At 61.7% G+C, this 24,816-nt stretch carries 19 protein-coding genes; 11 read left to right on the forward strand and 8 right to left on the reverse strand.

The genetic code is table 11. The annotated features are described in order from the left end of the window. Positions 1–96: 96 nt before the first annotated feature. The 3 genes from ACZ6WW_RS08965 to rsgA form a co-directional block, all read right to left on the reverse strand. Entirely contained in the window at positions 97–1,368 is a 1,272-nt protein-coding gene (locus ACZ6WW_RS08965) for a flavohemoglobin expression-modulating QEGLA motif protein (RefSeq protein ID WP_281850576.1), read from the reverse strand. Beyond that, positions 1,365–1,850, reverse strand: coding sequence for a hypothetical protein (locus ACZ6WW_RS08970; RefSeq protein ID WP_465273890.1), 486 nt, complete (start codon positions 1,848–1,850; stop codon positions 1,365–1,367). The genes ACZ6WW_RS08965 and ACZ6WW_RS08970 overlap by 4 nt, the downstream gene beginning before the upstream one ends. A gap of 252 nt (positions 1,851–2,102) precedes the next feature. After that, positions 2,103–3,158, reverse strand: coding sequence for a ribosome small subunit-dependent GTPase A (gene rsgA / locus ACZ6WW_RS08975; protein ID WP_465273891.1), 1,056 nt, complete (start codon positions 3,156–3,158; stop codon positions 2,103–2,105). Between the two features lie 184 nt (positions 3,159–3,342). Between rsgA and ACZ6WW_RS08980 the strand changes: the two genes are divergently transcribed. The 3 genes from ACZ6WW_RS08980 to ACZ6WW_RS08990 all read left to right on the forward strand — a co-directional run bounded on the left by ACZ6WW_RS08980 (position 3,343) and on the right by ACZ6WW_RS08990 (position 6,156). Beyond that, positions 3,343–4,596 carry an aminotransferase class I/II-fold pyridoxal phosphate-dependent enzyme gene (locus tag ACZ6WW_RS08980; protein WP_465273892.1) on the forward strand — a complete coding sequence of 418 codons (1,254 nt, stop codon included), beginning with the start codon at positions 3,343–3,345 and terminating at the stop codon, positions 4,594–4,596. Positions 4,597–4,602: 6 nt separating this feature from the next. Then, positions 4,603–5,199, forward strand: a complete 597-nt coding sequence (locus tag ACZ6WW_RS08985) for an SGNH/GDSL hydrolase family protein (RefSeq protein WP_465273893.1) — start codon at positions 4,603–4,605, stop codon at positions 5,197–5,199. A gap of 99 nt (positions 5,200–5,298) precedes the next feature. Beyond that, entirely contained in the window at positions 5,299–6,156 is an 858-nt protein-coding gene (locus tag ACZ6WW_RS08990) for a UDP-2,3-diacylglucosamine diphosphatase (protein WP_281850582.1), read from the forward strand. A gap of 42 nt (positions 6,157–6,198) precedes the next feature. Here ACZ6WW_RS08990 and ACZ6WW_RS08995 read toward each other — a convergent pair whose 3' ends face one another. Both ACZ6WW_RS08995 and ACZ6WW_RS09000 read right to left on the reverse strand, forming a co-directional pair. Then, entirely contained in the window at positions 6,199–7,590 is a 1,392-nt protein-coding gene (locus ACZ6WW_RS08995; protein WP_465273894.1) for a sensor histidine kinase, read from the reverse strand. Further along, on the reverse strand, positions 7,574–8,263 hold the full coding sequence (locus tag ACZ6WW_RS09000; protein ID WP_281850584.1) for a response regulator: 690 nt from the start codon (positions 8,261–8,263) through the stop codon (positions 7,574–7,576). Before ACZ6WW_RS09000 ends, ACZ6WW_RS08995 begins: the two co-directional genes overlap by 17 nt. A gap of 197 nt (positions 8,264–8,460) precedes the next feature. Here ACZ6WW_RS09000 and ACZ6WW_RS09005 point away from each other — a divergent pair, with 197 nt between their 5' ends. The 4 genes from ACZ6WW_RS09005 to ACZ6WW_RS09020 all read left to right on the forward strand — a co-directional run bounded on the left by ACZ6WW_RS09005 (position 8,461) and on the right by ACZ6WW_RS09020 (position 14,020). Next, positions 8,461–9,174 (forward strand): MipA/OmpV family protein, encoded by a 714-nt coding sequence (locus ACZ6WW_RS09005; RefSeq protein WP_465273895.1) that lies wholly within the window; start codon positions 8,461–8,463, stop codon positions 9,172–9,174. Between the two features lie 4 nt (positions 9,175–9,178). Further along, positions 9,179–9,445: a hypothetical protein gene (locus ACZ6WW_RS09010; RefSeq protein ID WP_465273896.1), complete on the forward strand. Its 267-nt coding sequence runs from the start codon at positions 9,179–9,181 to the stop codon at positions 9,443–9,445. Between the two features lie 41 nt (positions 9,446–9,486). Beyond that, positions 9,487–10,410: a Grx4 family monothiol glutaredoxin gene (grxD, locus tag ACZ6WW_RS09015; protein ID WP_465273897.1), complete on the forward strand. Its 924-nt coding sequence runs from the start codon at positions 9,487–9,489 to the stop codon at positions 10,408–10,410. Between the two features lie 535 nt (positions 10,411–10,945). Further along, complete coding sequence (locus ACZ6WW_RS09020) at positions 10,946–14,020, forward strand: TonB-dependent receptor (protein WP_465273898.1); 3,075 nt, start codon at positions 10,946–10,948, stop codon at positions 14,018–14,020. A gap of 100 nt (positions 14,021–14,120) precedes the next feature. Here ACZ6WW_RS09020 and ACZ6WW_RS09025 read toward each other — a convergent pair whose 3' ends face one another. Beyond that, entirely contained in the window at positions 14,121–14,912 is a 792-nt protein-coding gene (locus ACZ6WW_RS09025) for an AMP nucleosidase (protein ID WP_281850589.1), read from the reverse strand. A 204-nt stretch (positions 14,913–15,116) separates the two neighbouring features. Here ACZ6WW_RS09025 and ACZ6WW_RS09030 point away from each other — a divergent pair, with 204 nt between their 5' ends. Both ACZ6WW_RS09030 and ACZ6WW_RS09035 read left to right on the forward strand, forming a co-directional pair. After that, the gene (locus tag ACZ6WW_RS09030) at positions 15,117–16,061 is read left to right on the forward strand and encodes a DegV family protein (RefSeq protein ID WP_281850590.1); all 945 of its coding nucleotides are present in this window, start codon (positions 15,117–15,119) and stop codon (positions 16,059–16,061) included. Next, entirely contained in the window at positions 16,061–16,696 is a 636-nt protein-coding gene (locus ACZ6WW_RS09035) for a DUF4124 domain-containing protein (protein ID WP_465273899.1), read from the forward strand. Before ACZ6WW_RS09030 ends, ACZ6WW_RS09035 begins: the two co-directional genes overlap by 1 nt. Before the next feature lie 1,090 nt (positions 16,697–17,786). Here ACZ6WW_RS09035 and ACZ6WW_RS09040 read toward each other — a convergent pair. Together ACZ6WW_RS09040 and ACZ6WW_RS09045 are read right to left on the reverse strand one after the other, a co-directional pair. After that, positions 17,787–22,295 carry an RHS repeat-associated core domain-containing protein gene (locus ACZ6WW_RS09040; RefSeq protein ID WP_465273900.1) on the reverse strand — a complete coding sequence of 1,503 codons (4,509 nt, stop codon included), beginning with the start codon at positions 22,293–22,295 and terminating at the stop codon, positions 17,787–17,789. Positions 22,296–22,885: 590 nt separating this feature from the next. Next, positions 22,886–23,668, reverse strand: a complete 783-nt coding sequence (locus ACZ6WW_RS09045) for an SDR family oxidoreductase (RefSeq protein WP_465273901.1) — start codon at positions 23,666–23,668, stop codon at positions 22,886–22,888. A gap of 93 nt (positions 23,669–23,761) precedes the next feature. On the opposite strand from ACZ6WW_RS09045, the gene ACZ6WW_RS09050 reads away from it, so the two are divergent. After that, positions 23,762–23,965 carry a hypothetical protein gene (locus ACZ6WW_RS09050; protein WP_465273902.1) on the forward strand — a complete coding sequence of 68 codons (204 nt, stop codon included), beginning with the start codon at positions 23,762–23,764 and terminating at the stop codon, positions 23,963–23,965. Then, on the forward strand, positions 23,962–24,786 hold the full coding sequence (locus ACZ6WW_RS09055; protein ID WP_465273903.1) for an ABC transporter ATP-binding protein: 825 nt from the start codon (positions 23,962–23,964) through the stop codon (positions 24,784–24,786). Before ACZ6WW_RS09050 ends, ACZ6WW_RS09055 begins: the two co-directional genes overlap by 4 nt. Positions 24,787–24,816: the final 30 nt, after the last annotated feature.

Raw genomic sequence — 24,816 nt, forward strand, 5'->3', positions numbered from 1 at the left:
GCACTGCAACAACACAACTCGCCCACACGTCCACATCTGACCTCAAATGGATGCAGCGGCTCAATAGTCGGAAGGCGTGGGTTGCGCGCGGATGTCTTATAGCCCCAGCGAGATTTCCTCGGCCTGCACCTTGCCCATATGGATGCGGTTGACGAACAGCGAGAACGCCAGTTTGCCGGCCAAACCGTGCACGTGCTGCATCCACGGCGGCAGCCAGCGCGGCGGCAGGATCGCGCCGGACGCGAAGTGCGGCTCCAGGGTCATGACATCGTGCAAGGCCAGCTTGCCGGCAAACAGGTGCCGCAGCATGTCCATGCGACGCTGCTTCAACGCCCAGCGGAAGAAGGTATGCACGGCCAGCAAACCAGACAGGTACACATTGTCCTTGGCGAAAGCAGCGCCGCCGGTCAACGGCACGCCGCGAAATACGCGTTGTGCCGAATGGAAACTGTCGGCGGGCGACTGATCGAAAGCCTTGAAGTATTTGTACACCTCGACGAAGTCCGCGCCATTGAGGGCCATGTCGATCGCGATGATGCGCAGGCTGATGCGCTTGAGTCGCGCAATATCGATCGCGCCGGACATCAGCTCGGCGAACACAGCCAGGCCTTCCTGCGTTGCGGTGACGCGCGGCGAGGTGCGCGCCAGCGACGCCAGCAGCGGTTGCGCACGACCGTTGAGCGCTGTCAGCGAGTGCACGAAGGCTTCATGTGCCAGCAATTGATGGCGGTCATATTCGCTGAAGCGCGTACCTCCGCGCAGGCGCACGCGCGTGGCGCCCGCTGCGGCCTTCGCGGTGAGTTCGTTGTCGACTTCGACGCTGATGATGCCGGGGCCGAAAAAGGCGTCCAGCGTTCGTGAGAGGTCGGCACTGAGGACTTCGGCCGAAATGTTCGCACTGATGTCGTCGTCTTCGAGATCGGCACCCAGCTCGTCGGCAAGCTCGACGAAATAATTGGCTGCATCCAGGTTGCTGCGACTGCTGCCGGGAATCGAATCGCCCGGCCGGCCGTACAAGGCAATGGACGGCTCGGTAACGCCCGCGGTGCCGACCGCTTCGAGCATTTCCGCGGCAATACGCCAGGATTCGGCGGTGCGTTTGAGGTAGTCACCCAGCGGGTCGCCATCATCGGCTTCGCGCTCGATCGCCTCCAGTTCGGCACGAGCCTCGGTCAGGTCCGGCCGCTGGTAGCTGACATCTGGAAGGGCGTAGTTGCCTTTGGTATAGGCGTCGATCATGCGGTCTTCGAGCGAGGCCGGCCACGCCACGGTCGGCAGGATGCGAATACCCCGTACTGCCGCCAGCAGTCGCTGATCGAGGTCGGCATAACGCTGCAGTTCGGGAGCGACCTGATGATTTGCGTTCATCGGCTGCCCCGGCGCAATGCCTCGATGCGATCGATCAGCTCTTCGGCGAGAGGGTCGAGTCGGGTCATGCCCAGGAAACGTAACGACATGCGGCGGCCAGCGGGGATAAAGTCGATGTCGCGCCCCAGGCGCGTGCTGTTGCGCAATCGCAGGCTGATCCGGCGCGGATTGATCGAACTGAATGAGTTGACGTTAATCACATCCGCCAGCGATACCCGCAGATGCTCATCGCCTTTCTTGACGATCAGGTTATCGCCATCGAGTGTGACTTCGTCGACCAAGCCGCCGAGCAACTGGCGAAACAGGAAGAAACCGAAGGCAAACATGAAGATCGGTATGACCACGATCATCGGATCGGGCGGGCGCTGACCGATGTGTTCGCTAAATAGCCCCGTGACGACGGCAAGGCCGACAAAGCCCAGCCAAACCACTGGAAACACCCATTTGTAGAAAAACGTCATGGATGAAGACAACCGACGCATCGAAGCCGCCTACCTGTTGATACACCGCTGATACTAGAACCAAATGCCCGGTTTCTTATAGGAGCGACCTCAGGGAGCCTCGAAAAACCTCAGTTCTTCCTTTCGTCATCCCGGCGCAGGCCGGGATCCAGTGGCGTCAGTTTTCAATTTTCGCGATAGAGCTGTCTTTTGAGACTCTCGCGACAACCGATCGCAAGGCCACTGGGTTCCGGCCTGCGCCGGAATGACGAGTAGGAGGTTTTCGCCCCCCCCTCAATCCCGGTCGCGCGACCCACGCGGGCTGTGCGGCCGCGCAGGCGGTCGCCCGCCGCGCTGGCGCCGCAGCCTGGCTTCGAGCGTGGCCGCCTGCTCTTCGCGCTCGTCGCGCAGCTTCAAATAATTGCGCCAACGCTCGTGCGAGAGTTCACCGCTATCCAGCGCTGCCTGCACCGCGCAGCCGGGTTCGCTGCCATGGCCGCAGTCGGCGAACCGGCAGGTTTCAGCGAGTTCTTCGATGTCGGCAAACAGATCGAGATTTTCATCGCCGGTGAGCTTGAGCTCGCGCATCCCGGGGGTGTCGATCAGGCAGCCACCGCTGGGCAATTCCAGCAGTGCGCGGTGCGTAGTGGTGTGGCGACCACGGCTGTCGTGTTCGCGCACCGCATTGGTGGCCATGCGCTCGCTGCCCAGCAAGGTATTGGTCAACGTGGATTTGCCCGCACCCGACGAACCGACCAACACGGCGCTATCGCCCGGCTGCAGATAGGGCATCAACACGGCCACGCTGGCCGGGTCCTTGCCATTGATCGGGTGGACCGGCGTGCCGGCGGGCAGGCGCGAACGCAGGGCTTCGATCATCTCGGCGGCATCGTCGCGGGTATCGAGCTTGCTCAACAGCACGACCGGCTGCGCACCGGAGCCTTCGGTCAGCGACAGATACCGTTCGATACGTGCAGGATTGAAATCGCCATCGAGGCCGGTCAATACCAGGACGTAATCGATATTGGCGGCGATCGACTGACGCTCGTAGCGCTCGCCGGCAGCGGCACGCGACAACAGGGTGCGGCGCGGCAGCACGGTGACGATATGCGGCGGCTTGCCTTCTTCGATCTCGACGAAATCGCCCACGGCAGGGCGTTCGACCGGATCAAGATTGCGCTTGAGAAAATGCCCGGCCGGCTGCGCGCCGAACAGGTTCTCGCCATCGTGCAGCTCATAGCCCGCACGATGCTGCGCGACCACGCGGGCCAGCCGACGACCATGGGTCGGCAAGGTGTCGCCCCGCCAGCCGATACGGCGCAGGCGCTCGATCGATTCGAAATCCGTCATGGGTGCTGATTATGCCTGGGCCATGGGGCCGAAGGGCGATTGGCACGTCAGCCATAGACCATGCAGTAAGGGGCGGTAAAGCCGTTTGTCGCGAGCCATCCCCCATTTGGTGCCTCGCACCAAACCACCCAACGCTGCTAGCATCCGGAGCGACATCAGCCTGACACATTAAGGACAACCAGCAGTGGCTTCGATCAAGCCCAGTGCGCACCTGGCGGACGTGCGCTATGAAATTCGCGGCGCATTGACCCGCCGCTCGCGTGAGCTCGAAGCCGCCGGGCTGCCGATCATCAAGCTCAATATCGGCAATCCAGGCCGTTACGGCTTCGAAACACCAGCCCATCTGCGCGACGCGATCGGCGCGCATCTGCGCGACAGCGAGGCCTATGGCCACGAACAAGGCCAGGAGGAGGCGCGCGAGGCGATTGTCCGCCAGCAGCGTCAACGCGGCGCCCAGGGCGTGGAAATCGAGCGCATCTTCGTCGGCAACGGCGTCAGCGAACTGATCGATCTCAGCCTGCGCGCACTGCTTCAACCCGGCGACGAAGTGCTGTTGCCGAGCCCGGACTACCCGCTGTGGAGCGCCGCCACCATCCTCAATGATGGCAAGCCGCGCTACTACCGCTGCCTGGCCGAAAACGGGCACCTGCCCGATCCGGCGGAAATCGAATCGCTGGTCACGCCTCGCACTCGCGCCCTGGTCCTGATCAACCCGAACAACCCAACCGGCGCGGTCTATCCGCGCCAATTGCTCGAGCAGATCGTCGCCGTCGCGGCACGACACAATCTGTTGCTGCTCAGCGACGAGATCTACGACGAGATTCTTTACGACGGCACCACTTTTCAGCCTTTGGCCGAGGTCGCCGGCGACCTGCCCTGCGTCAGCTTCGGCGGCTTGTCCAAGGTGCATCGCGCCTGCGGCTATCGAGTGGGCTGGATGAGCCTTTCGGGCGACCCGTCCCGTAGCGCCGACTATCGCGATGCGTTGCAATTGCTGGCGGCCTTGCGTCTGTGCGCCAATGTCACCGCGCAATGGGCGGTACGCCCAGCGCTGGAGAGCGCAGCCACCATCGGCGCATTGACCGCAGCTGGCGGGCGTCTCCATGAAGCACGGCGCGCGGTACTCGAAGGTGTGGCGTCGAGCCAGTTCCTGGACCTGGTATCGCCGGCAGGCGCGCTTTATGCGTTCCCGCGCATTCGCACCGATCGGCTGGCCGATTTCGACGACAACGCCTTCGCCCTGCGTCTGCTGGAAGAAGAGTCGGTGCTGGTCGTGCCCGGCAGCAGTTTCAATGTGCCGCACAGCCGCCATCTGCGCCTGACCCTGCTGCCGCCGCCGGATCAGCTGCGCGAAGTGTTCGTCCGCATCGAGCGTGTCCTCACACGCATGGCGACCGAACAGACACCGCACGCCGTCGCCACCGCAGCTGTCGCCTGAAGTCACGTGCGTTATCTCGCACTGGGCGACTCCTACACAATCGGCGAAGGTGTCGCCGAAGCAGAGCGCTGGCCGGTCCAACTGGTCGCGCGTCTGCGCCGTGAAGGCATCTTCTTTGACGAAGCGCAGATCGTCGCCACCACCGGCTGGACGACCGACGAACTGAGCGCGGCAATGGACGCCACCGTCTTTATGCCACCGTATGACCTGGTCAGCCTGCTGATCGGCGTCAACAATCAGTATCGGGGGCGCAGCGTCGACGAATATCGAGGCGAATTCCAGCGCTTGCTGGACCGGGCTATCGAGCTGGCCGGGGGGCGCAGTGCACGGGTTTTCGTCCTGTCCATCCCGGACTGGGGCGTCACCGCGTTCGGCCAGCAATCCGGCCGCGATACGGTGCAGATCGCCGATGAGCTGGATGCCTACAACGCCGCCGCGCGAAACCTGTGCACCACCCGCAAGGTGGCCTGGGTGGATATCACCCCCTTGTCGCGGGCCTTCCCGAACCAGGTGGCGGATGACGGACTGCACCCGTCGGGCGAGCAGTACAGCCTCTGGGCGGCCGAAGCGTGGCCCGCCATCCAGGCGGCGCTGAACCTCTAAAACACCCTGCACCGCAACATGTTTGCAACCCATCCGCCATCGTGCGGAGACCAAGCGCGAGCAGACTGGCATCCCGGTTAACCACCGGAGTCACGCGTCATGGCGACCTACCACTGCCGCAGCGCTTTTATATCCGACGTCCATCTGGGCACACCCGACTGCAAGGCCGGCTACCTGCTCGACTTCCTGCGCCAACTGCGCTGCGAGAAGCTCTATCTCGTTGGCGACATCATCGACATGGAAGCCCTGGCGAAAAGGACCTGGTGGCACCCCGACCACGGCGCCGTCCTGGCCGAGGTGCTGGACATGGCCCGCCGCGGCGTCGAGGTGACCTATATCCCAGGCAACCACGATGCCCCGATGCGCGGCCTGGCCGGCCAATCTTTCGGTGGCGTCAGGATCGAACTGGATGCGATCCACGAAGGTGCCGACGGCCGACGCTACCGGGTCAGCCATGGCGACGAATTCGACCCCGAGCAGATCGGCCGCACCTGGCTGATCCACCTGGGCGAGGTGATGCATCGCTTCATCTGCTGGACGAATCGCCGCGTGCACAAGATGCGGCAACGGATGGAACTGCCTTATCTGCCACTGTCGATCATCATCAAGTCGCACATCGGCAAGGCGCTGTCCTATATCCGTTCGTACGAAGAACGCGTCGCTGCCGATGCACGCGAGCGCGGCTTCGACGGCCATATCTGCGGCCACATCCATTTCGGCCATGTGCGCGCGATGGATGGCGTGCTCTATCTCAACGATGGCGACTGGGTCGAACACTGCACCGCCCTGGTCGAGGACGACACCGGCGCGATGGAGCTGCTGCATTGGAGCGAGCAGCCCGCCGCGCTGGGGCGTGCGAGTCGCGAAGTCGTGCTGCCTTCGCCAGGAGCCGGCCTGGCGCTGGCGCCGTTGGCGAATATGAGGAAAGACCTGTCGGAGCTGCGCACCGCTGCGTAATGCTTTGGCGGGCGGTTGCTCCTGCGAGCTAGCGAGGCATGGCTAGTTTGTAGGAGCAACCTCCGTCGCGACCACCCGTAACGCAACCGGCACCTCGGGATGCGCACGCCGCAAGCGCACCTGAAAACGGGCACCACCACCGCTGGCCTCGACCACATCGATACGCCCGCCGTGGCGCGTGACGATTTCCTGCACCAGATGCAGGCCAAGCCCGGTGCCTTTGCTGCTCGGACGCACCCGGTAAAACGGCTCGAAAATGCGGACCCGCTCCTCGACCGGAATACCCGGGCCTTGGTCGCTGACGGCAAAACCGCCATCGGCAACGACATCCACCGTGATCGATCCCTGCCCGCCACCATGGGCAATGGCGTTCTGGATCAGATTTGTCAGGACTCGCGAAAGCGACTGCCGATCGCCGATGACTAACACTGGCGTGTCCGGGGCATCCAGCGCCAACTCGTAACCGGCGTCCACGACCAGTGGCGCCACGTCGGCAGTGACTTCGCGACAAAGGGCAACCAGATCCAACGATTCGAGGCTGGCTACATCCTTGCCCAGCCGCTGCAGATCCAGCAACTGCTCGGCAAGATTCGCCAGTCGCGCCACGTCCGTGAGCAGGCGCGTGCGATCGGCACCCGGCGCAAGCGCTTCAAGCCGCGCCTCGATGATCGCGATCGGCGCGCGCAACTCATGCGCCGCACCGATAAGAAAGCGATCGCGCGCATCGTAGCCTTCGTTGAGCCGTTCCAACGCCGCATTGAATGCACGCACCAACGGCTGCAGTTCACGCGGCACCGAACCGTCGGCGAGACGAGCACCGCGCTCATCGATATTGATGGCCTGCGCCTGTCCCGCCACCTCGGCAACGCCTGCCATGGCCCGGCGGATCAGCCACGGCACCACGATCAAGGTCACCAGACCCAGCGGCAGCATCATGCGCCAGCCCAGGTAGGCGATAAGTTTCACGAACAACACACCGGGCCCGGACAAGGGCGCGCCGCCGGCGATGACGTGGATGCGCCCGAGCGAGGTGTCGGCCACATAGACGCGCATGGTCAAGGCATACGGTGCGCTATTGGCATGAACCTCCGATGCCTCCAGCTCGGTTAGCGAGGTGACCAACGGCCGATAGGCCACCGGCACATCGCCATGCGTCAAGCGATGCCCGTGTTCGTCGGTCACGGCAAACCATAACCCGGGTGTCGAGGCCATCAACTGGTCCAGCGCCTTGTCCGAGCGAAGCATCAGGCCACCATGGCCATCGCGTCCCAGCGCGTCGACCACGGTACGCGTCACATCCTCGTCGATATAGGTGACGGACGCGTTATAAAGCGTGTACGTGAGCGCGACGATCAAGCCCAACACGATGGCGATCTGCAACCAGATCAAGCGCCACGACAGTTGCAGCGTGAGCGATCTATTCCGGTCGATCACCGGCCTGCTCCCTCAGCAAGTAACCAATGCCGCGCATCACATGAATGTCCACGCGTGCTTCGGCTTCGGCCAGCGCGCGACGCAACTTGGATACATGTGCGTCCAGCGCATTGGACTGAATCGCGTCATCGAAATCGTAGACCGACTCCTGCAAGACTTCGCGCCGCACCGTACGCCCAAGCCGCAGAAACAGCGCTTCGAGCACCAGCAACTGACGTCGCGGCAGGTGCAGCAGCTGGTCGTCGACGAACGCTTCGCGGGCGGCAAAGTCGAAACGCAGGTTGCCGATCGTCGCGGTAGGCAGCACCAGTTTCGAAGGACGACGCGCAATCGCACGCACCCGGGCCAGCAGTTCTTCGACCGCGAACGGCTTAACCAGATAATCGTCGGCGCCCAGGTCGAGACCGCCCACGCGATCGGCCAGTGAACCGCGCGCGGTCAGCATGATGACCGGCAGGTCGGCCTGCAGCTTGCGCGCGAACGGGATCAAGGTCGCACCATCGCCATCGGGAAGCTGGCGGTCCAGCAACAGCAGATCATGGACCCGGCAACGCAAGGCTTCCTGGGCCTGCAACAGGCTCGTGGCGATATCCGCGAGCATGTCGTGCCGCTGCAAGGCGGCACGCAACGCCTGCGCCATTTCCGGCTCGTCCTCGACCAGCAGGATTCGCATGTGAGTGCTCTCTTCGCGCCATGCCTCGGCCGGTATCCCACGATGTTATATGGAGCTACCGAACCCAGGCGCAATGTTGAGGCAATGTGCTCTGGGCAAGCTGAGGGCCCGTCCCCCGCCCCCACACTATCTCCATGCCCTTAAATTCCCCGCGCCTTCCGGGCCTGCTTGCCGCATGCCTCCTGCTAGGCCTCCCCTTGTCGGCCCAGGCTCAGTCGGCCGCCGAACAGAAACCTACCTGGACGCTGGGCATCGCAGCCGCATGGAGCCCCAGCCCCTACCGTAATTACGACAACAAAGCCTGGCCCCTGCCGCTGGTCAGCTACGAAGGCAAGTCCTTCTATGTGCGTGGCGCGACCATTGGCTACAAATTGCTCGGCCCGGGCGCCGACGAGCTGTCGCTGATCGTGTCGCCACTGGGCAATCGCTTTCGCCATGACGACTCGAACGACCCGCAGTTGCGCCGCCTTTCCGACCGCGACATTTCCGGCCTGGCCGGCATCGCCTGGCGCCATCGCGCTGACTGGGGGCAGGTCCAGGCCAGCGCCCAGAAGGAATTCACCGGCCACGGCGGCGGCACCGCGTTCGACCTCAACTACGGCTACCCGATCACGCAGGGCAGTCTGACGTTGACGCCCACGGTGGGCGTGAACTACAGCAACAGCGCACTCAATAACTATTACTACGGCATCAGCGCCAGGGACGCATTGCGTAGCGGCCTGGACACCTACCGCGCTGGCGGGGGCTCGTCACCTTATCTGGGCATCACCGCGATCTACCGCCTGTCGCACTCGTGGGTGACCTCGGCCGGCATCCGGTACGCGTTGCTGCCGAACGCCGTCAAGGACAGCCCGATGGTCGATGCCAGCCAGACGCACAGCTATTTCGTGTCCCTGAGCTACGCGTTCTGAGTCCATGAGCCACGTTCTGCGCCGCATCTTCACCCTGGCCGAGCAGTTGGAGCCGAACCGGACGGTGATATGGGACTGGTTGTGGCACACCCCGATCCAGACCCTCGGCGGTCGCACCGCGATCGAGCTGGCTTTTGCGGGGCATGGCGAGAAGGTGATCGCCATGCTCGAAGCGGCCCTGCTCGATCAGGCACAGCCGCCCCGACCCTATCTCCTTCTTGGCGGTGGGGCGGCTCGACACCTTGAACCGGCGCCACCCGGCAGCATATGAGGCGTATCATCCTCATCTTTGCCTAGCCGGATCATCACGCCATGTCCCTCGACACCGCCACGCGCACCCGCATCGAAACCCTGCTCAAGGACCACCGCGTGGTGTTGTTCATGAAGGGCACCCGCCAGCAGCCCATGTGCGGTTTCTCGGCGGCGGCCACCAACACGCTCAATGAGCTGTTGCCTGAATACCATACGGTCAACGTGCTGGAAGATCCCGAGATTCGCGAAGGCATCAAGGCTTACGGCGATTGGCCGACGATTCCGCAGCTCTATGTGGAAGGCGAGCTGGTCGGCGGCGCGGACATCATCCGCCAGATGTACGGCAGCGGCGAGCTGCACCAGCTGTTTGGCGCGACCCCGCCGGACCGCACTCCGCCGGAAATCACCATTACCGACAAGGCAGCCGAAGCGATTCGCCAGGGCACAGCCAATGCTCAAGGCGTGGCGCTGCATCTGGAAATCGGCCCGGACCACAGCGCCGGCTTCCAGCTGGCACCGGCCAGCGATCACGACATCGTCGTGGTCGCCAACGGCATCGAGGTGCACTTCGACCCGGGTAGCGCCCAGCGTGCCAACGGCATCGTGATCGACTGGGTGTCGACCGTGCAGGGGGAAGGCCTCAGCCTGAAATTCCCCGGCGCGCAGGAAATTGCCTCGATCACGGTGCACGAACTCAAGAAGCGCCTGGACGAGGGCAGCATTACCCTGATCGACGTGCGTCCGGCGCACGGTCGTGCCGCCGCCGCGCCGCTACCGCAGGCGCGGGTACTGGAAGAGGAAGGCTACGAAACGCTTGCCGCGTTGCCCAAGGACACAGCGCTGGCGTTTATCTGCCACCACGGCATTTCCAGCAAGGGCGTTGCGGAACGCTTTGCCGCCCACGGCTTCACCAAAGTACACAACGTGGAAGGCGGCATGGATGCCTGGGCGAGCGAAGTCGACCCTTCAGTGCCCCGTTACTGAACCCCGGCGTCCCCATGGTTTCGAAAAAGCCCGCCACTCGGCGGGCTTTTTTTATTGCGAACCGGCATAGGTCATAAGTCATTCACCATTGGTTAATACATGACCCTGAACGTGCGTAAGTTAATACGTATTGAGTTAACTAATTACGCAATTACTTGCCTTGCATCGTTTTTTATTGCGAGATAGAACGCCAATTAGGTGACAGCCACCCGGTTAATCCCCGCATCTGCCCCTGTATCGTTCAAAAAAGTTATACGCAAAAATAATGCCAACTATTATTTTCGACAAGATTTTGTCGCCGCGATAACCGTTGCGTAACTTTTCCACCCATCGTAGTGTCAAAACCGCGCCAGAACTTTCGAATTGGGGATAAGTTCTCGGCGCAGGGGAGTCTCATTTCAATGCCTAGCTCGTTTCCGTTGCCACAGCGCGTGCTGAGGCGGCGCGGATGAGTGCGGAAAAACAAAAACTTGCAGCATTTGGGGAGGCTGGGCCTTACAGCCCTAGCTGACCGCTCTAATCGGAGGGTGAGTCAATGCAGTTTCGTACAGGTTTTCCTATCAAGCGCCAGGCGATCGCTTTCGCGGTAACGCTTGCGCTCAGTGCCGCGGCAGGCAATGCCTTCGCGCAGAGCAACTCGACCGGCGTGATCTTCGGTGGCGCCGAGCCGGGTGACACGATCCACATCGAGAACACCGGCAGCGGCTTGAAGCGCGACATCACCGTCGACTCCAGCGGCCGCTATCGTGCAGCGTCTCTGCCGATCGGCGTCTACAAGGTCACCCTGATCAAGAACGGCTCGACGATCGCCACGCGCGATAACGTGCAGACGCAGATCAGCCAGGGTACGGATGTCTCCTTCGCCACGGAAGCGGCGAGCACGGCGAATGCCCAGAACCTCTCCGCAGTGCAGGTCGTGGGCAATGCGCTACCGTCCATCGACGTGTCGTCGGTCGACTCGCGTGCGGTCATTACCGCCGACCAGTTGTCCAAGCTGCCGATTGCCCGTACCTCGATCAGCTCGGTCGCGCTGCTGGCACCGGGCACCACTCAGGCAGCGCGCGGCTACGGCAACGCCTTGTCGTTTGGTGGTTCGTCCGCCTCTGAGAACGCCTATAACATCAACGGTTTCTCGGTCACCAACCCGCTGACCGGCGTGAGCTCGCGCCAGTTGCCCTATGACGCCATCGACCAGGAACAGGTGCTGATCGGCGGCTACGGTGCTGAATACGGCCGTTCCACGGGTGGTGTGATCAACGTTGTGTCCAAGCGCGGTACCAACGAATGGAAGGGTGACATTCAGGTCCTGTGGTCGCCTGAAGAGCTGGCCCAGTCGCCGCGCAACGTGTTCCGCCGTGACGGCTCGCTCTATCAGAAGGGCAATGCCTTCGCCCCGCTGGACAACAACAACCTGCAGTACTCCGGCTCGATCGGCGGCGCACTGATCAAGGACAAGTTGTTCTTCTTCGGCGCAGCCGACATGATCCACTCCAGCGACACGTTCTACACGCCGACGGCTGGCGCTGCGCCGACCAACACGACGCAGAACGACAGCAACAAGATTACCCGCTGGTTGACCAAGTTCGACTGGAACATTACCGATAGCAACATCCTGGAATTCACCGGTATCGGCGATGACGAAACCACCGATTCCTCGATCTTCAACTACAACAACACGACCGGGGCGACCGGCAGCTACCTGGGCCACCAGTACACCAAGAACTACAACGGCACCCAGACCAATGGCACGCCGGGCGGTAACGTCTACATCGGTCACTACACCGGTTACATCACCGATGACCTGACCATCAACGCGATGTACGGCAGGAGCAACTCCAAGCACGAGCAGGACACCACGTCTTCGACGGGTGGCGCTGCCTGCCCGGCCATTACCGACACGCGCGCTATCTCCGCCACCAATCCGGCACCCAGCTGCCAGTTTGGCTCGACGTCCACCCTGCTGCCCGGCTCCAAGGACAGCACCACGGGCTGGAGCTTCAACATTGAATACCGACTGGGCAGCCATGATCTGCGCGCCGGTATGGATAACTACCAGCTGCGTGCGACCTGGGGCAGCTCGCCGATCGGCGGCACGGGTTACACCTATAACGACATCGGCGACGGCACGGCTATCAAGCAGCGCTTGATCAACCTGGGCCTGAGTCCGACCCTGTACAACCCGGCAGACTTCGCGAACGGCTACTACGTCGAATCGTCCGGCCTGAGCACGGGTACCTCGGCGCGTACCGCACAGCGTTCGGAATTCGCTGAAGATCACTGGCAGGTCACCGACCGCTGGATGGCGTATATCGGTCTGCGTAACGAACAGTTCACCAACTACAACGGTGTCGGCCAGGCTTATGCGAAGGAGCGCAATCAGCTCGATCCGCGCCTGGGCGTAACCTGGGACGTCTACGGCGACAGCACCTTGAAGGTCTACGCCAATGCCGGCCGTTATCACCTGGGTCTGCCGACCTCGGTGGCTGTACGTGGCGCCGGTCCGTCGACCTTCCCGTCCAACCTCTACAGCTTCACGAGCATCGACCCGACCACCGGTATCCCGCAGGGGATCAGCTCGGGCGCACCCTACTCCGCCACGTTCTACAACAACGGCGCCAACGGTGTGCCGCCGGATGCCAAGACGGTTTCGGCTCAGAACCTGAAGACCTATTACCAGGACGAGTTCATCCTCGGCTTCGACAAGCAGCTGACGCCGGAATGGACCGTGGGTGCCAAGGCCATGTACCGCAAGCTGCGCAGTCTGATCGATGACGATTGCGACTCCCGTCCGTTCATCGCCTGGGGCGCCGCCAATGGTCTGTCCGATCAGGTCGCTTCCGGTCTGGGCCGCAGTACCGGTTGCTGGTTGTACAACCCGGGTGTCGCCAACACCTTCACGTTGTCGCCGGCTCCGGGCCAGTACCTCAGCGTGCCGCTCACCGGCGCGGAAATCGGCGAGCCGAAGGCCAAGCGTGCCTACTACATGCTCGACCTCTACGCCGAGCATCAGTTCAGCGACAAGTGGTACGGCCGTATCGAGTACACCTTCTCGCGTAGCTACGGCGACTCGGAAGGTCAGCTCGACTCCGACATCGTGCAGGCCGACGTGTCGACCACGGAAAGCTGGGATGCTCCTGAGTTGATGGAGAACACCAACGGTCCGCTGGCCAACGACCAGAAGCACCAGCTGCGCATCCTGGGCATCTACAAGCCGACGGAAGAGTGGAGCCTGTCGACCGTCACCCGTATTGCCTCGGGCACGCCGATCAGCTGTATCGGTGCACGTCCGCTGTCGGCCGGCGGTGACGCGGTCGGTTACGGCGCTGCGTACTTCTACTGCAATGGCCAACCGGCCCCGCGCGGTTCGTACGGTCGCAACCCGTGGACCTACAACGTCGACGTCAGTGCTGCCTGGCAGCCGGCCTTCCTGAACCACAAGGTCACGCTGTCGGCCGATATCTTCAACCTGCTCGGCAAGCAGCGCGTCACGCAGCTGTTCGAAACCTGCGAAAACGCGTCGGGCGTTACCACCATCAACTGCTTCCGTCCGCGTTCGTTCCAGGATCCGCGTTACGTCCGCCTCGGCGCCCGTTACGACTTCAGCCTGTAAGACGTTCCTTTCCTGCAGCCACTCGGAGAAGAGTGGCTGCAGTGGGTACTCCCCAAAACCTTGGCCGCCGGTTCTCCGGCGGCCTTTTCTTTGCGCGGCCTTAAATCTCGCCGGCGTCGTCTTCGAAGCGAAGGTGTTTCACGCTGCGGCCGTTGCGGCGCACCAGCTTCAATGCCTCGATGCCGATCTTGATATGCGACTCGACGAAATTAGCGGTAACGCTGCGGTCGCTGAGCTCGGTCTTGATGCCTTCGGGGATCATCGGTTGATCGGACACCAGCAATAGCGCACCACAGGGAATGCTGTTGGCGAAGCCGGCCGAAAAGATCGTTGCCGTCTCCATATCGATCGCCATCGCGCGCGTGCGCCGCAAGTAGGCCTTGAAGGCGTCGTCGTGTTCCCACACGCGGCGATTGGTGGTGTAGACGGTGCCGGTCCAGTAGTCGTGCCCCAGATCGCGGATCATCGTCGATACCGCGCGCTGCAGCTGGAACGCCGGCAACGCAGGCACTTCCGGCAGTTGGTAATCGTTCGAGGTGCCTTCGCCACGGATCGCCGCGATCGGCAGCACCAGGTCGCCGATCGCGTTCTTTTTCTTCAGACCGCCGCATTTGCCCAGGAACAGGGCAGCCTGCGGCCCGACCGCACTGAGCAGATCCATCACGGTCGCCGCATTGGGGCTGCCCATGCCGAAATTGATCAGGGTGATGCCATCGGCCGTTGCATTGGGCATGGGCCGGTCACGGCCTTTGACTTCCACGCCGTGCCACTGCGCGAACAGGTCGACATAGTGGCCGAAATTGGTCAATAAAATGTGCTGGCCGAAGTCCTCCAGCGCGGTACCTGTATAACGCGGCAGCCAGTTGCTGACGATGTCCTGCTTGTTTTTCATAAGACCCCTGAAGGTCGAAGCACGGTCACCCTAAGACCATGCGTTACCGGCGACGCCACGCCGGCAGAATGCCAAAAGTGGCTGCATCATAACCGGCGCGGGGCCGGCGCCCCAAACCCGGGAATCACTCGTAGGCCATGCGATGTGTCGGCAAGCCGTCCTTAGCGTGCTATGTTCCGCCCCACAACAGAAAGGGGATCACCGATGCGCATGGGTCTGGCCATCGACGCGGCCTGCGATCTGCCACAGGCGTTCTTGCAGGAGCATGGCATTCACGTCATGCCGATCACGGTGCGGGTCGACCGCGAAGTCTTCATGGACGACCGCAACCCGGTCGAACTCACCCGTTTTATCGAACACAAACTCGGCAGCCGCAGCCACTCGGCCGAAACCGAACCCTGTTCGGTCGAAGAAGTGCAGCAGTTGTTTCTCGAAAAGCTGGTGCTCGAACACGACTGCGTGTTCTGCCTGACCATCACCGCCACGCGCAGCCCGATCAACGATCATGTGATCAAGGCCAGCTTTGCGGTGCTCAAGCATTACCGTGAGGTACGCGAGAAAGCCGGTATTTCCGGCCCGTTCCTGATGCGGGTAATCGATACGCGCAACCTGTTCGCCGGATCCGCGCCGACCATCGTCGAAGCCACGCGACTGATCGCCGCCGGTGAAGCGCCCGCGGCGATCCGCGAGCGCCTGACCCATGTCGCCAACAACTCCTACGGTTACATGCTGCCGCGCGACCTCTATTACCTGCGTGCGCGTGCCAAGAAAAAAGGCGATCGCAGCGTCGGGCTGTTCAGCGCCATGCTCGGTTCGGCGCTGGATATCAAGCCGCTGATCCGCGCCTATCGCGGCGACACTTCGCCCGTGGGCAAGGTACGCGGCTTCGAGCACGGCGCCGAGACGCTGTTCAATTACGCCGCGCAACGCGTGCATGCCGGCCTGCTGGTCCCGGCGGTATGTCTGAGTTTCGGCGGCGACCCGGCGGAGCTGGCCAAGCTACCGGGTTACGACCGACTCAAGGCCGCGTGTGAAGAATGCGGCGTCGCCCTGATGGAGTCGCCGATGAGCATCACCGGCATGGTCAACGTCGGCGAAGGCGCGGTCGCGCTGGGATTCGCCGCCGAGGAACATGTCGCGGACTTTTGATGCGGCGGCTTTTTTTCCTGATGTTGCTGATACCAGCCCCCGCCATGGCGGGGGCTGCCTATAAGTGCACCGCGGGAAACGGTGCAGTGGTCTATCAGGATGCACCATGCGCCAAAGGCCAGCGGCAGGAAATGCTCGACCTGCCGCAGGATCTCGGCCCCGCCCCAGCGCCGGCGAGCACATCCGACACGAGCACACCGGCGCCGGCAACGCCGCCCGCCCCCAGGCCATCCCTACCTGCAGCGCCACTGCCAGCGATGTTCGTCTGTCTCAAGGCGACCGACGGCAAGAGCTATATCAGCGAGAACGGCGATCCGCAGCCTTACCTGGTGCCCTTCGGCATCCTTGGCGCGGCGCCTCGATCCTTGTCGCAGGTCTATGGCCCAGGCGGTGGCGGCGGCGCATCCGCGCCCGAGCTAAATCGGAGCAAGACCAACCCGAACCTGGTCGGCAATAACTTCGTCTGGGTCCAGGATCAATGCCGGCCACTGAGTTTCAGCGAAACCTGCAACGCGCTGCGCGATGCCTACGACGATGTCGAACACAAGCTGCAACGAGCATTCAAGAGCGACCAGCCACCGCTAGAAAAACGCGAGGCCCAGTTGCTGTCGCAGCTGACTAACTGCAATGGCTGACTACCTTGACCCGGCGGTCTGAGCCAGCCAAGCCCGTACGGCCCTATCGCAGAAGTGCTCAATCATCATGAGACGCGTACCCAGATCACTCGATATGAGCGATAGGATCAGCCTGCGCATACCGCGCCACTTTCGGATCGTAGTCGCGGAAGTAGTTTAAGTTCTCGCTAATTCGGAAAGATAGCGCAGACGATGCCGGCCATCGCGATAGTCCAGGATAAGAAAAGTAGAGTAATAGATATCTTGACCAAGGATTTGTCCTTGGGAGCAAGCTCCACGTCAAAGCGACGGAGCCGCCATAAGAAATCAGTCGTGCGCGAGAAGGCACGCGGGCTCCCCACTTTCAAATATATAGCGGGATATAACTCGCGAAGCCTGAATATCAACCTTGATGCTGTTATGGCAAAGGCAATCGCGAGAACCAAGCCTAGCGCCCAAAGTAGTACAAATATCTGCGTCGAACTCATGGATAGCCAGAGGCTGTTTGAGTAGATTGAGTTACCACTGAACGACCGAAATCTGCTGCGATGCCTATTCCTAGGCCAATGCCAAAACTCTCAGGAAGGCCACCCGATACTGCAGCGCCCAGCTGCAGGCCACTTATGCTATAGCCCGCACCAAAAGCAGCGCTAGCACCCTGATGAACAAACAATCCATTTAAAGCAGACGGATATGTGTTGTCCGGAATGCCATCGTCAACCGATCGGATCACTCTGCACATACCGCCCCACTTTCGGATCGTAGTCGCAGCACGCGGCAGAAGAAGCCGGAGCGCCACGGAACCACCTCATACTCATTAACTATTATGTTAATACGCCAAGCCCCATGACAAGAAGCGTACTCATATAGTTCGCAACCATAAGAATCACCGTCATCCTTACAAGTTTCATGTCATCAAGTGAAATGTCACCATGGCATTTCAGCAGCCTCCAAATAAAACCGGCCTGATAAGGCCAAGCAGACGGCCTACCCATATCTTCATAAATAGATGGATAAGTCTCTCTAAGCATAAACACTAATCTTGCGAAAGAAATCAGGAAAGATGTACTAATAATCACGAGGCACAGCCACGACAGCAAGAACACAATATTCATGGAAGTGCACAACGACATCTATTTCTTATCGATTTCGTCACAAAAGATTTCCCGCCGAGCACACCCAAGGACAACCCGAGACCACCTTCCCAGCCCCCAGCGTAGCCTGAGGATAATGCACTCCCCAAACGAATCCTGCTCACCCCGTATCCAACTCCCAGCGCAAAATCACCACCTTGATAGACAAACGGTCCATCAAGGACAGAAGCATCTGTATTCCCAGGAATATGATCGTCTATGTCATAAAATGACCCAGACATTCCAAACGGAGTACCAGCCGTTTCAGCACCAAATACTATATTTCCATCCGCGCTACTATATTCGCCATTGACGCATTCAGAGGTCGCAACAAAATGACCGTACCCATACGTCCCTAAGGGCGTCTGACCGCCTATCATAAATAATCCCACGTTCCACTTCGTTAGGCCTAAGGGATCTACATAACGGAGGGGATTTGCATCTACATAGGCATACGTACTCACCCCACCCGCCAACCCGATCGGATCACTCTGTACATACCGCCCCACTTTCGGATCGTAGTCGCGGAAGTAGTTGTAGAAGAGGCCGCTCATAGAGTCGTAGCGCTGCCCCGGGAAGCGTAGATCAAGCGTGAATCGCCGCCCGTCGCCGTCCACGTCGTTGTTGGGCTTATGATCGCCGAAGACTTCGCCGGTCATCGGCCACGCCCATACCGCCGTGTCGCGCTCGCGTTCGATCACCACACGCGGCGTGCCCAGATGGTCGGGCTCGATGTCGTAGATCTTGCCGTCGGCCAGCACCGCCACAGGCAGATCGCCAAGCCATACCGCCTGCTGGAGCAGCCGGCCGTCGCTGGCGTAGTCGCTCAGCCAGCGGCCGTCTTCGTCGTAGACGCTGACCGTAGTGAAGTTGCCGACCCGGCGGCTGACACGTTCGCCGAAGGCGTTGTAATCGTAGGTGGCGCTGACGCCGCCTCGGGACAGCACGGTGGTAAGCCGGCCGCGGCTGTTATACGCGAAGTTCAACGGGCCGCGCGCTACCAGATGGCCAGCCCCGTCGTAGCCCTGCTCAGTGGCTCCATGCGCCAATAGACGATGACTGTCCTCGGGGTAGCGATAGGCATGAGTGCCGCTATCGTCGGTGAGACTCAAGCGGTTACCGGTGGCGTCGTAGGCGTAGCGCTGTCGCAAGGTCTCGCCCTGATAGGTTTCGAGCAGCCGGCCCAGGCCGTCGTAGCTGTAACGCATGGCGGTGCCGGCCACGTCCAGGCCGGTCAATTGGCCGGCGGCGTCATAGCTATATCCCAGCGCCAGGCCATCGGGGCGGCCGTCACGGATATCCACGATGCGGCCGGCTTCGTCGAAGCGGCGCACCAGGGATCGGCCGCCACCGGTGGTCCAGCCGGTGATACCACCAAACGGCGATGAGGTGACCTTCGAGAGGATGGTTTGCGTACCCTGTCCCGGCTGATCGATCTCCACACCCGTCGGCTGACCCAACGCGTTGTACGTATAACGGACCACGCTACCGTCCGGATAGGTGATGGCGGCAGGACGACCGGCCTTGGTATAGGCATAACGCACGGTAAGCGCGAGCTTGCTGGCGGTCTGACGCTTGCGCACTACACGGCCAAAACGGTCGTAGCAATACTCGGTATGGCCGCTGGGATCGGTGGCGCCGGCCAGTTGCCCACGCGTGTGGGACTCGTCGGCAGGACATGCGTCCGATGGGCTGTCATAACGGTAAACGAGACCGTCGCTGCCGGTATCGTTGGTCAACCGGTTGGCCGCGTCGTAGAGATAGCTGCGCCGGTGATTATCCGCGGTCATGCGCCAGACGAGATTGCCCGCGGCGTCGTGGCCTTGCAACGTCTCACCCGTATCGGGGCTCGCGATGCCGAGCGTGTCGCCCAGGCCGTTGTTGAGATACACCGTGGGTAGTTGCTTGGGATCGACGATGGCGCCGGTCCGGCCCAGCGCATCGTAGGCCGTGCCGACCGTTGCCTTGATGCCACGGGCGTCGCGCACCTCTTCGATGGCGCGCCCCAGGGCGTCGTAACGGATGGACAGGCTGCGGTTGAGCGGATCGGTGCTGCCGGTCGGGCGGCCCAGGGCGTCATAGGTGTAGCTGCTGCGCTGTCCGAGGGCGTCCGTCTGGGTCTGCATGCGACCCAGGGCGTCGAAACTGCGTTCGATCCGATAGCGCAACGTGTTCTGCGCATCATGGATCGCTTCGGTCGTGCGATGCCCGGCGGTATCCAGGGTGAAATCGATGCGATTGCCCTGTGCATCATCGATGCCGATCAGTCGATGGGCCGCGTCATAGCGAAGGGTCAGGCGCACGCCGTCCGGATCGGTAACGCCCACCGCGTTGCCGGCTCCGTCATAAGCAATGCGGTAGGTCAGGTCTTCCGACGATGGCGCACCATCGGCGCGTGCGCGCAGGTGTGTCGCGGTTCGCCGACCACGCGCATCGTACTCGATATCGGTGCGCGTGCCGTTGCCATCACGCAGCGCCGTGACACGACCCGCACCGTCGTAACGCAGGATCTCGGTGACCTGGCCTTCTGGCAGGGTCGTTTGGCGCAGGTCGCCGCGTCGCCAGCCGCAGTCCGACGGGCTGGCCTGACAGCCCGGCGCATCCGCATCGAAATACTCCAGGCGGGTTACGTCGTGTACGTCCTTGCGCGGCCCGTCGATCTCCTGCAGACGGCCGTCGTCGCGATAGCGATGGCGCCAGATACGCACCTGCGGCGCTGCGGACGCACCGGGCGTGGCCGTGTCGCTGCTGCCGCCGAGCTGATGCTCGATGACGCGCCCGCCATCGTCATAACGAAAGGTTTGCCAGCGGCCGTCTTCGTCAATGCGCGTCGGCAAACGGTGGCGGTCGTCCCACTGCGTCCGCACGGTGCGCGCGACGGCCGTGCCATTGGCTTCGGTGCGCTCGATCTCACGCTGCTGCGCGTCGTAGCGGTAGGTGGTCAGACGGCCATCCATGGCGGTGCGACTGGCAAGCGTGCCGTCGTCGTTATAGGCGACCTGCGACGTAGCGGAGGGGCAACCAGCGCCGGATGGCTGCTCGCGCGAGACAAGGCGCGACATGCCTTGCACCTGCGCGAAACGGTAAGTGACATTTTTTCCATCGGGCAACGTGACCGTGCGCCTGCCATTGCTGTTCTGGCCCAAGCGGAAGCGCTGCGTACCACCCGCGTGCTCGGTAGACAACGCCTCACCAGAGTAGGTGTAGGTGAATGTGGCATATCGGCTGCCGTTGCCATCGACGATGCCGGTGAGGAAGTGATGGTTGGCGTTGGAGCCGCTGAAGCCTTCGTTATAGACGTAGCCGACTCGGCTGCCATCGGCGTAGGTCACGCCGATAAGATTGGCCTCGCGCGGCTCCAGAAGGCTGTCGTCGTACTCGTAGCGCACCGCGTGCCCGTCTGGCAGCTCGGCGCTGACCATGCGGCCGGCATCGTCATAGGAAAAATGAAGGCTGCGCCCTTGAGCATCAACGACCTCGGCCAGTCGACGCTCCGCCTTACCGGATGGCGTTAGTACATCCTCATAATGGATTTTTGTAATGCGCCCGGAGCGTTCGCGACGCTCAACCAGCAAACCCTGCTCGTCGTATTGTTCCTGGCGTCCATCGGCCTGTTCGTAACGCCACCCGCCTTGAGCCGAGATGTGGACTGTACCGTCATCCCCGTTGCTGGAGCGAAAGATGTCGCCCTGTCGACGAAAGAACAGCGACTTACCATCTTCGCGGTGCAGATAAAGGCCGGGCAAATAACTACGGCTGTCCTCGTCGTAATACTGCGACGGCTCCAGTGAGCGATCGAAGCTAGCGCGCCATCGAGCACCCAGCCGCGCCGTTGGCGGCGCGATCGTATAGGGTGCCGAACCCGTAGCCGAGGCTCCGGCGCCGCTATTGTAGAAGCGCTGCAACGTGATCTCCGGCGCGGCTGCACTTTCGAAGTCCGTCGCCACTTCGAACTTGTTGCCGGTGGCGGCATCGATCGGGTTGCCCAGCCATTGTTCGCCACTGGCGGGGCAGCTTGCCATCAGGCGCCCATCCGTTGCATTGCTGCCCAACGATGATGCAACCGGCACGCTATCCGCGTAGACACAGCGTACCAGTTTACCTGAGGTATACAGGGCACGATTGGGATAGAACCCGTAATAATGAGCCAGCGCATAGTTGAGCGGACAAGAAAAAACCGGGTACAGCCGTTCGAACACACCATAGCCTATGCGACCCTCATCGCGAGTCACCCACACCCTGAGGGTCAGGGTCCGTAACAGTTCCACTCCGCCAAGGGAGGACCCTTGGGTTTGATCATTCACATCCAGCAGGTTGCAGGTTTCATGCGGCTCTTTGGCACATATGGCACGAACCGCTTCGTTGATGGCGTCGTCGATGCTGGCGTAGTAAATGTGGTCAGACCAGGACGCACCCTGTTTGTGAATGGGTAGCCATGCTCCATCGGGGAGTGGCGCGATATCGGAATACCGTGCGGCTGTCGCCATCACAACAGGCATCGTTCCGAGCCAAAGGGCTAGCCATATAAATAGACAGTGTGCGGGCATCCTTGCCATGTAGGCATCCATCTTGCAGTTCAATTACAAAACCGGTCGTAAGATCGATCAGATTGACCCTACGGAAAGCGGCGTATGTAACCACAGTCTTTCCGTTGTTTGATGGCTTGCAAGCACGATGATTTTTCATGTTGCGCCGAAGAAATTCTCTTTGACTCGCAGCACGCCGAAAAAACAGCGCAGAGGAATTGGTGGCGGCAGGCAATCTCCAAAAACCTGGCATCGACCGAGTAGAGAGAACCGAAAGCCTTTCATATGCAGAGGCGACTTCAGTGAACCTCTAAAAGCCCTCCCTATTCGTCATTCCGGCGAAGGCCGGAACCCATTCCTCGGCGCTGATGCCTGCCACAGGCTGGCTGACAAGCGGCAACTGAGGAATGGATGACCAGCTTCGCTGTTGTAAAGCTCTTCCGACCTTCGCCGGGATGACTGTAAAAGCCGAGATTTTTTTGAAGCTCCCTTCAGCCGCGATCCATCATGACGTCGCGACTGAAGTCGCTCCCAGAAAATAGTTAAGCTGCTTAGAAGCCGTAGTTGAGGAACCCGCCGTCGACCGCCAACACCTGGCCGGTGATGTAACTGGCAGCAGGCAGGCACAGGAACGCGATGGCAGCGGCGACCTCCTCTGGCTCGCCGATACGGCGCAGCGGCGTGCGGTCGAGCACTTCGTCCAGGTAATCCTCGTTCGCCAATGCCGGCTCCGAGCGCTGCGTGCGGATGTACCACGGCGCTACCGCATTGACCCGGATCCCATCGACCGCCCATTCCGCGGCAAGATTGCGTGTGAGCTGATGCAACGCGGCCTTGCTCATGCCATAAGGCGAACCCGTGCGCACATGGGTCACGCCCGATACCGAGCCGACGTTCACGATCGCGGCATTCGCATGCTGCACCAATTGCGGATGCGCGAGGCGGCACATCTCGAACGCCGAAAACAGGTTCTGCTCGAAGATCGCGCGATACTCGCCCTCGTCGTAGCCGAGCGTCGCACCGGGTTTGTTGCCGCCCGCGTTATTAATCAGCAGCGACAATGGTGCGCCCAGGTCGGCAATCCAGTCGAACACCGCCAGGCGATCTTCGTGGTCGCTCACATCGGCGCCGAAGGCGAGCACGTCGATCGTGTCGAAGTCGTCGGCCAGCTCGACCCGCACTTGTTCGAGGTGATCCTCGTCGCGCGCGACCAATAACAGGTTGGCGCCCAGGGCCGCCAGTTCACGGGCGGCGGCATAGCCGATGCCCTTGCTGGCGCCGGTGATCAGCGCGGTATGGCCTTGCAGTTGCCAGGCATCGATACGATTGTTCATGGCGTCGCAGTTTAACGCCTCCGCGACGCTTGCGCGTACCGGCCCGCGGCGTGACACTGCCAGACCTGTCTTCCCGTTACGGATACCCCACCGATGAAACGGACGGCCATAGTGCTGTGCATGCTCGTCCTCGCCGCCTGCTCGGGCAAACCGCCCCAGCCTCAGGCGCCGCAACAACGTGTAGCCACGCCCTGGGACGACATGAAAAAAGCCGAACAAAAGGCCAAGGACGTGCAGAAAGCCAGCGACGCGCAGGCCGAGCGCGAACGCAAAGCCCTGGACGCGGCCGACCAGTGAACCTGTCTCCCGCGCCCGCGATTCATTCGGCGACGCCGCTACTGGATATTCATAACGCGACCGTGATCCGCGGCGATCGCGTCCTGATCGACCTGCCCGCTCTGGCCATTGCACAGGGCCAGCACACGGCGATCCTGGGTCCGAACGGATCGGGCAAGTCCACCCTGGTCAAGCTCATCACGCGCCAGCTATACCCGCTGGCGCGTGATGACGGCTCGTCGCATGTGCATATCTACGGCCGCGAGCGCTGGCATGTCAGTGAGCTACGCAAGCTGCTTGGCATCGTGTCTCCCGCGCTGCAGCTGGACTACACCAGCGAAACGCCGCTGGAAGTATTCGATGCCGTGGTATCGAGCTTCTTCGCCGCACGTGGACTGGGCCTGGATCACCAGGTGATGCCGGCGATGCGCGAGCGTGCCATGGAGGCCTTGCAACTGATCGGCGCCGATCATCTGGCGGGTCGTCAGATGGCCAGTCTCTCGACCGGCGAGGCAAGGCGCGTGCTGATTGCGCGTGCGTTGACCCATCAGCCACGCGCGCTGTTGCTGGACGAACCGTGCGCCGGCCTGGATCCTGCGGCACGCAGGCATTTCCTGGAAACCCTGCGCGGCCTCGCACGACAGGGCACCACCTTGTTGCTGGTAACGCACCACATCGAGGAAATCCTGCCGGAAATCGACCGTGTGGTCATGCTGCAACAGGGACGGCTGTTCGCCGATGGCAACAAGCAGCAACTACTAAGCGGCCACGCCCTCAGCCAACTGTTCGGCATGGACGTTTCGGTGGACACGCGTGACGGCTATTACGCCGCACAGCTTTAAAAGCGAACGGCGTTTGCGGGAATAGCTTCC

This window comes from Dyella sp. NPDC103356, assembly GCF_055584465.1.

Bases quoted from the DNA above. Each gene is read 5' to 3' on its own strand.
- ACZ6WW_RS08965 (WP_281850576.1), bottom strand. From the start codon at position 1,368: ATGAACGCAAATCATCAGGTCGCTCCCGAACTGCAGCGTTATGCCGAC.
- ACZ6WW_RS08970 (WP_465273890.1), bottom strand. From the start codon at position 1,850: ATGCGTCGGTTGTCTTCATCCATGACGTTTTTCTACAAATGGGTGTTT.
- rsgA (WP_465273891.1), bottom strand. From the start codon at position 3,158: ATGACGGATTTCGAATCGATCGAGCGCCTGCGCCGTATCGGCTGGCGG.
- ACZ6WW_RS08990 (WP_281850582.1), top strand. From the start codon at position 5,299: ATGGCGACCTACCACTGCCGCAGCGCTTTTATATCCGACGTCCATCTG.
- ACZ6WW_RS09000 (WP_281850584.1), bottom strand. From the start codon at position 8,263: ATGCGAATCCTGCTGGTCGAGGACGAGCCGGAAATGGCGCAGGCGTTG.
- ACZ6WW_RS09010 (WP_465273896.1), top strand. From the start codon at position 9,179: ATGAGCCACGTTCTGCGCCGCATCTTCACCCTGGCCGAGCAGTTGGAG.
- grxD (WP_465273897.1), top strand. From the start codon at position 9,487: ATGTCCCTCGACACCGCCACGCGCACCCGCATCGAAACCCTGCTCAAG.
- ACZ6WW_RS09020 (WP_465273898.1), top strand. From the start codon at position 10,946: ATGCAGTTTCGTACAGGTTTTCCTATCAAGCGCCAGGCGATCGCTTTC.
- ACZ6WW_RS09025 (WP_281850589.1), bottom strand. From the start codon at position 14,912: ATGAAAAACAAGCAGGACATCGTCAGCAACTGGCTGCCGCGTTATACA.
- ACZ6WW_RS09030 (WP_281850590.1), top strand. From the start codon at position 15,117: ATGCGCATGGGTCTGGCCATCGACGCGGCCTGCGATCTGCCACAGGCG.
- ACZ6WW_RS09035 (WP_465273899.1), top strand. From the start codon at position 16,061: ATGCGGCGGCTTTTTTTCCTGATGTTGCTGATACCAGCCCCCGCCATG.
- ACZ6WW_RS09040 (WP_465273900.1), bottom strand. From the start codon at position 22,295: ATGGCGACAGCCGCACGGTATTCCGATATCGCGCCACTCCCCGATGGA.
- ACZ6WW_RS09045 (WP_465273901.1), bottom strand. From the start codon at position 23,668: ATGAACAATCGTATCGATGCCTGGCAACTGCAAGGCCATACCGCGCTG.
- ACZ6WW_RS09050 (WP_465273902.1), top strand. From the start codon at position 23,762: ATGAAACGGACGGCCATAGTGCTGTGCATGCTCGTCCTCGCCGCCTGC.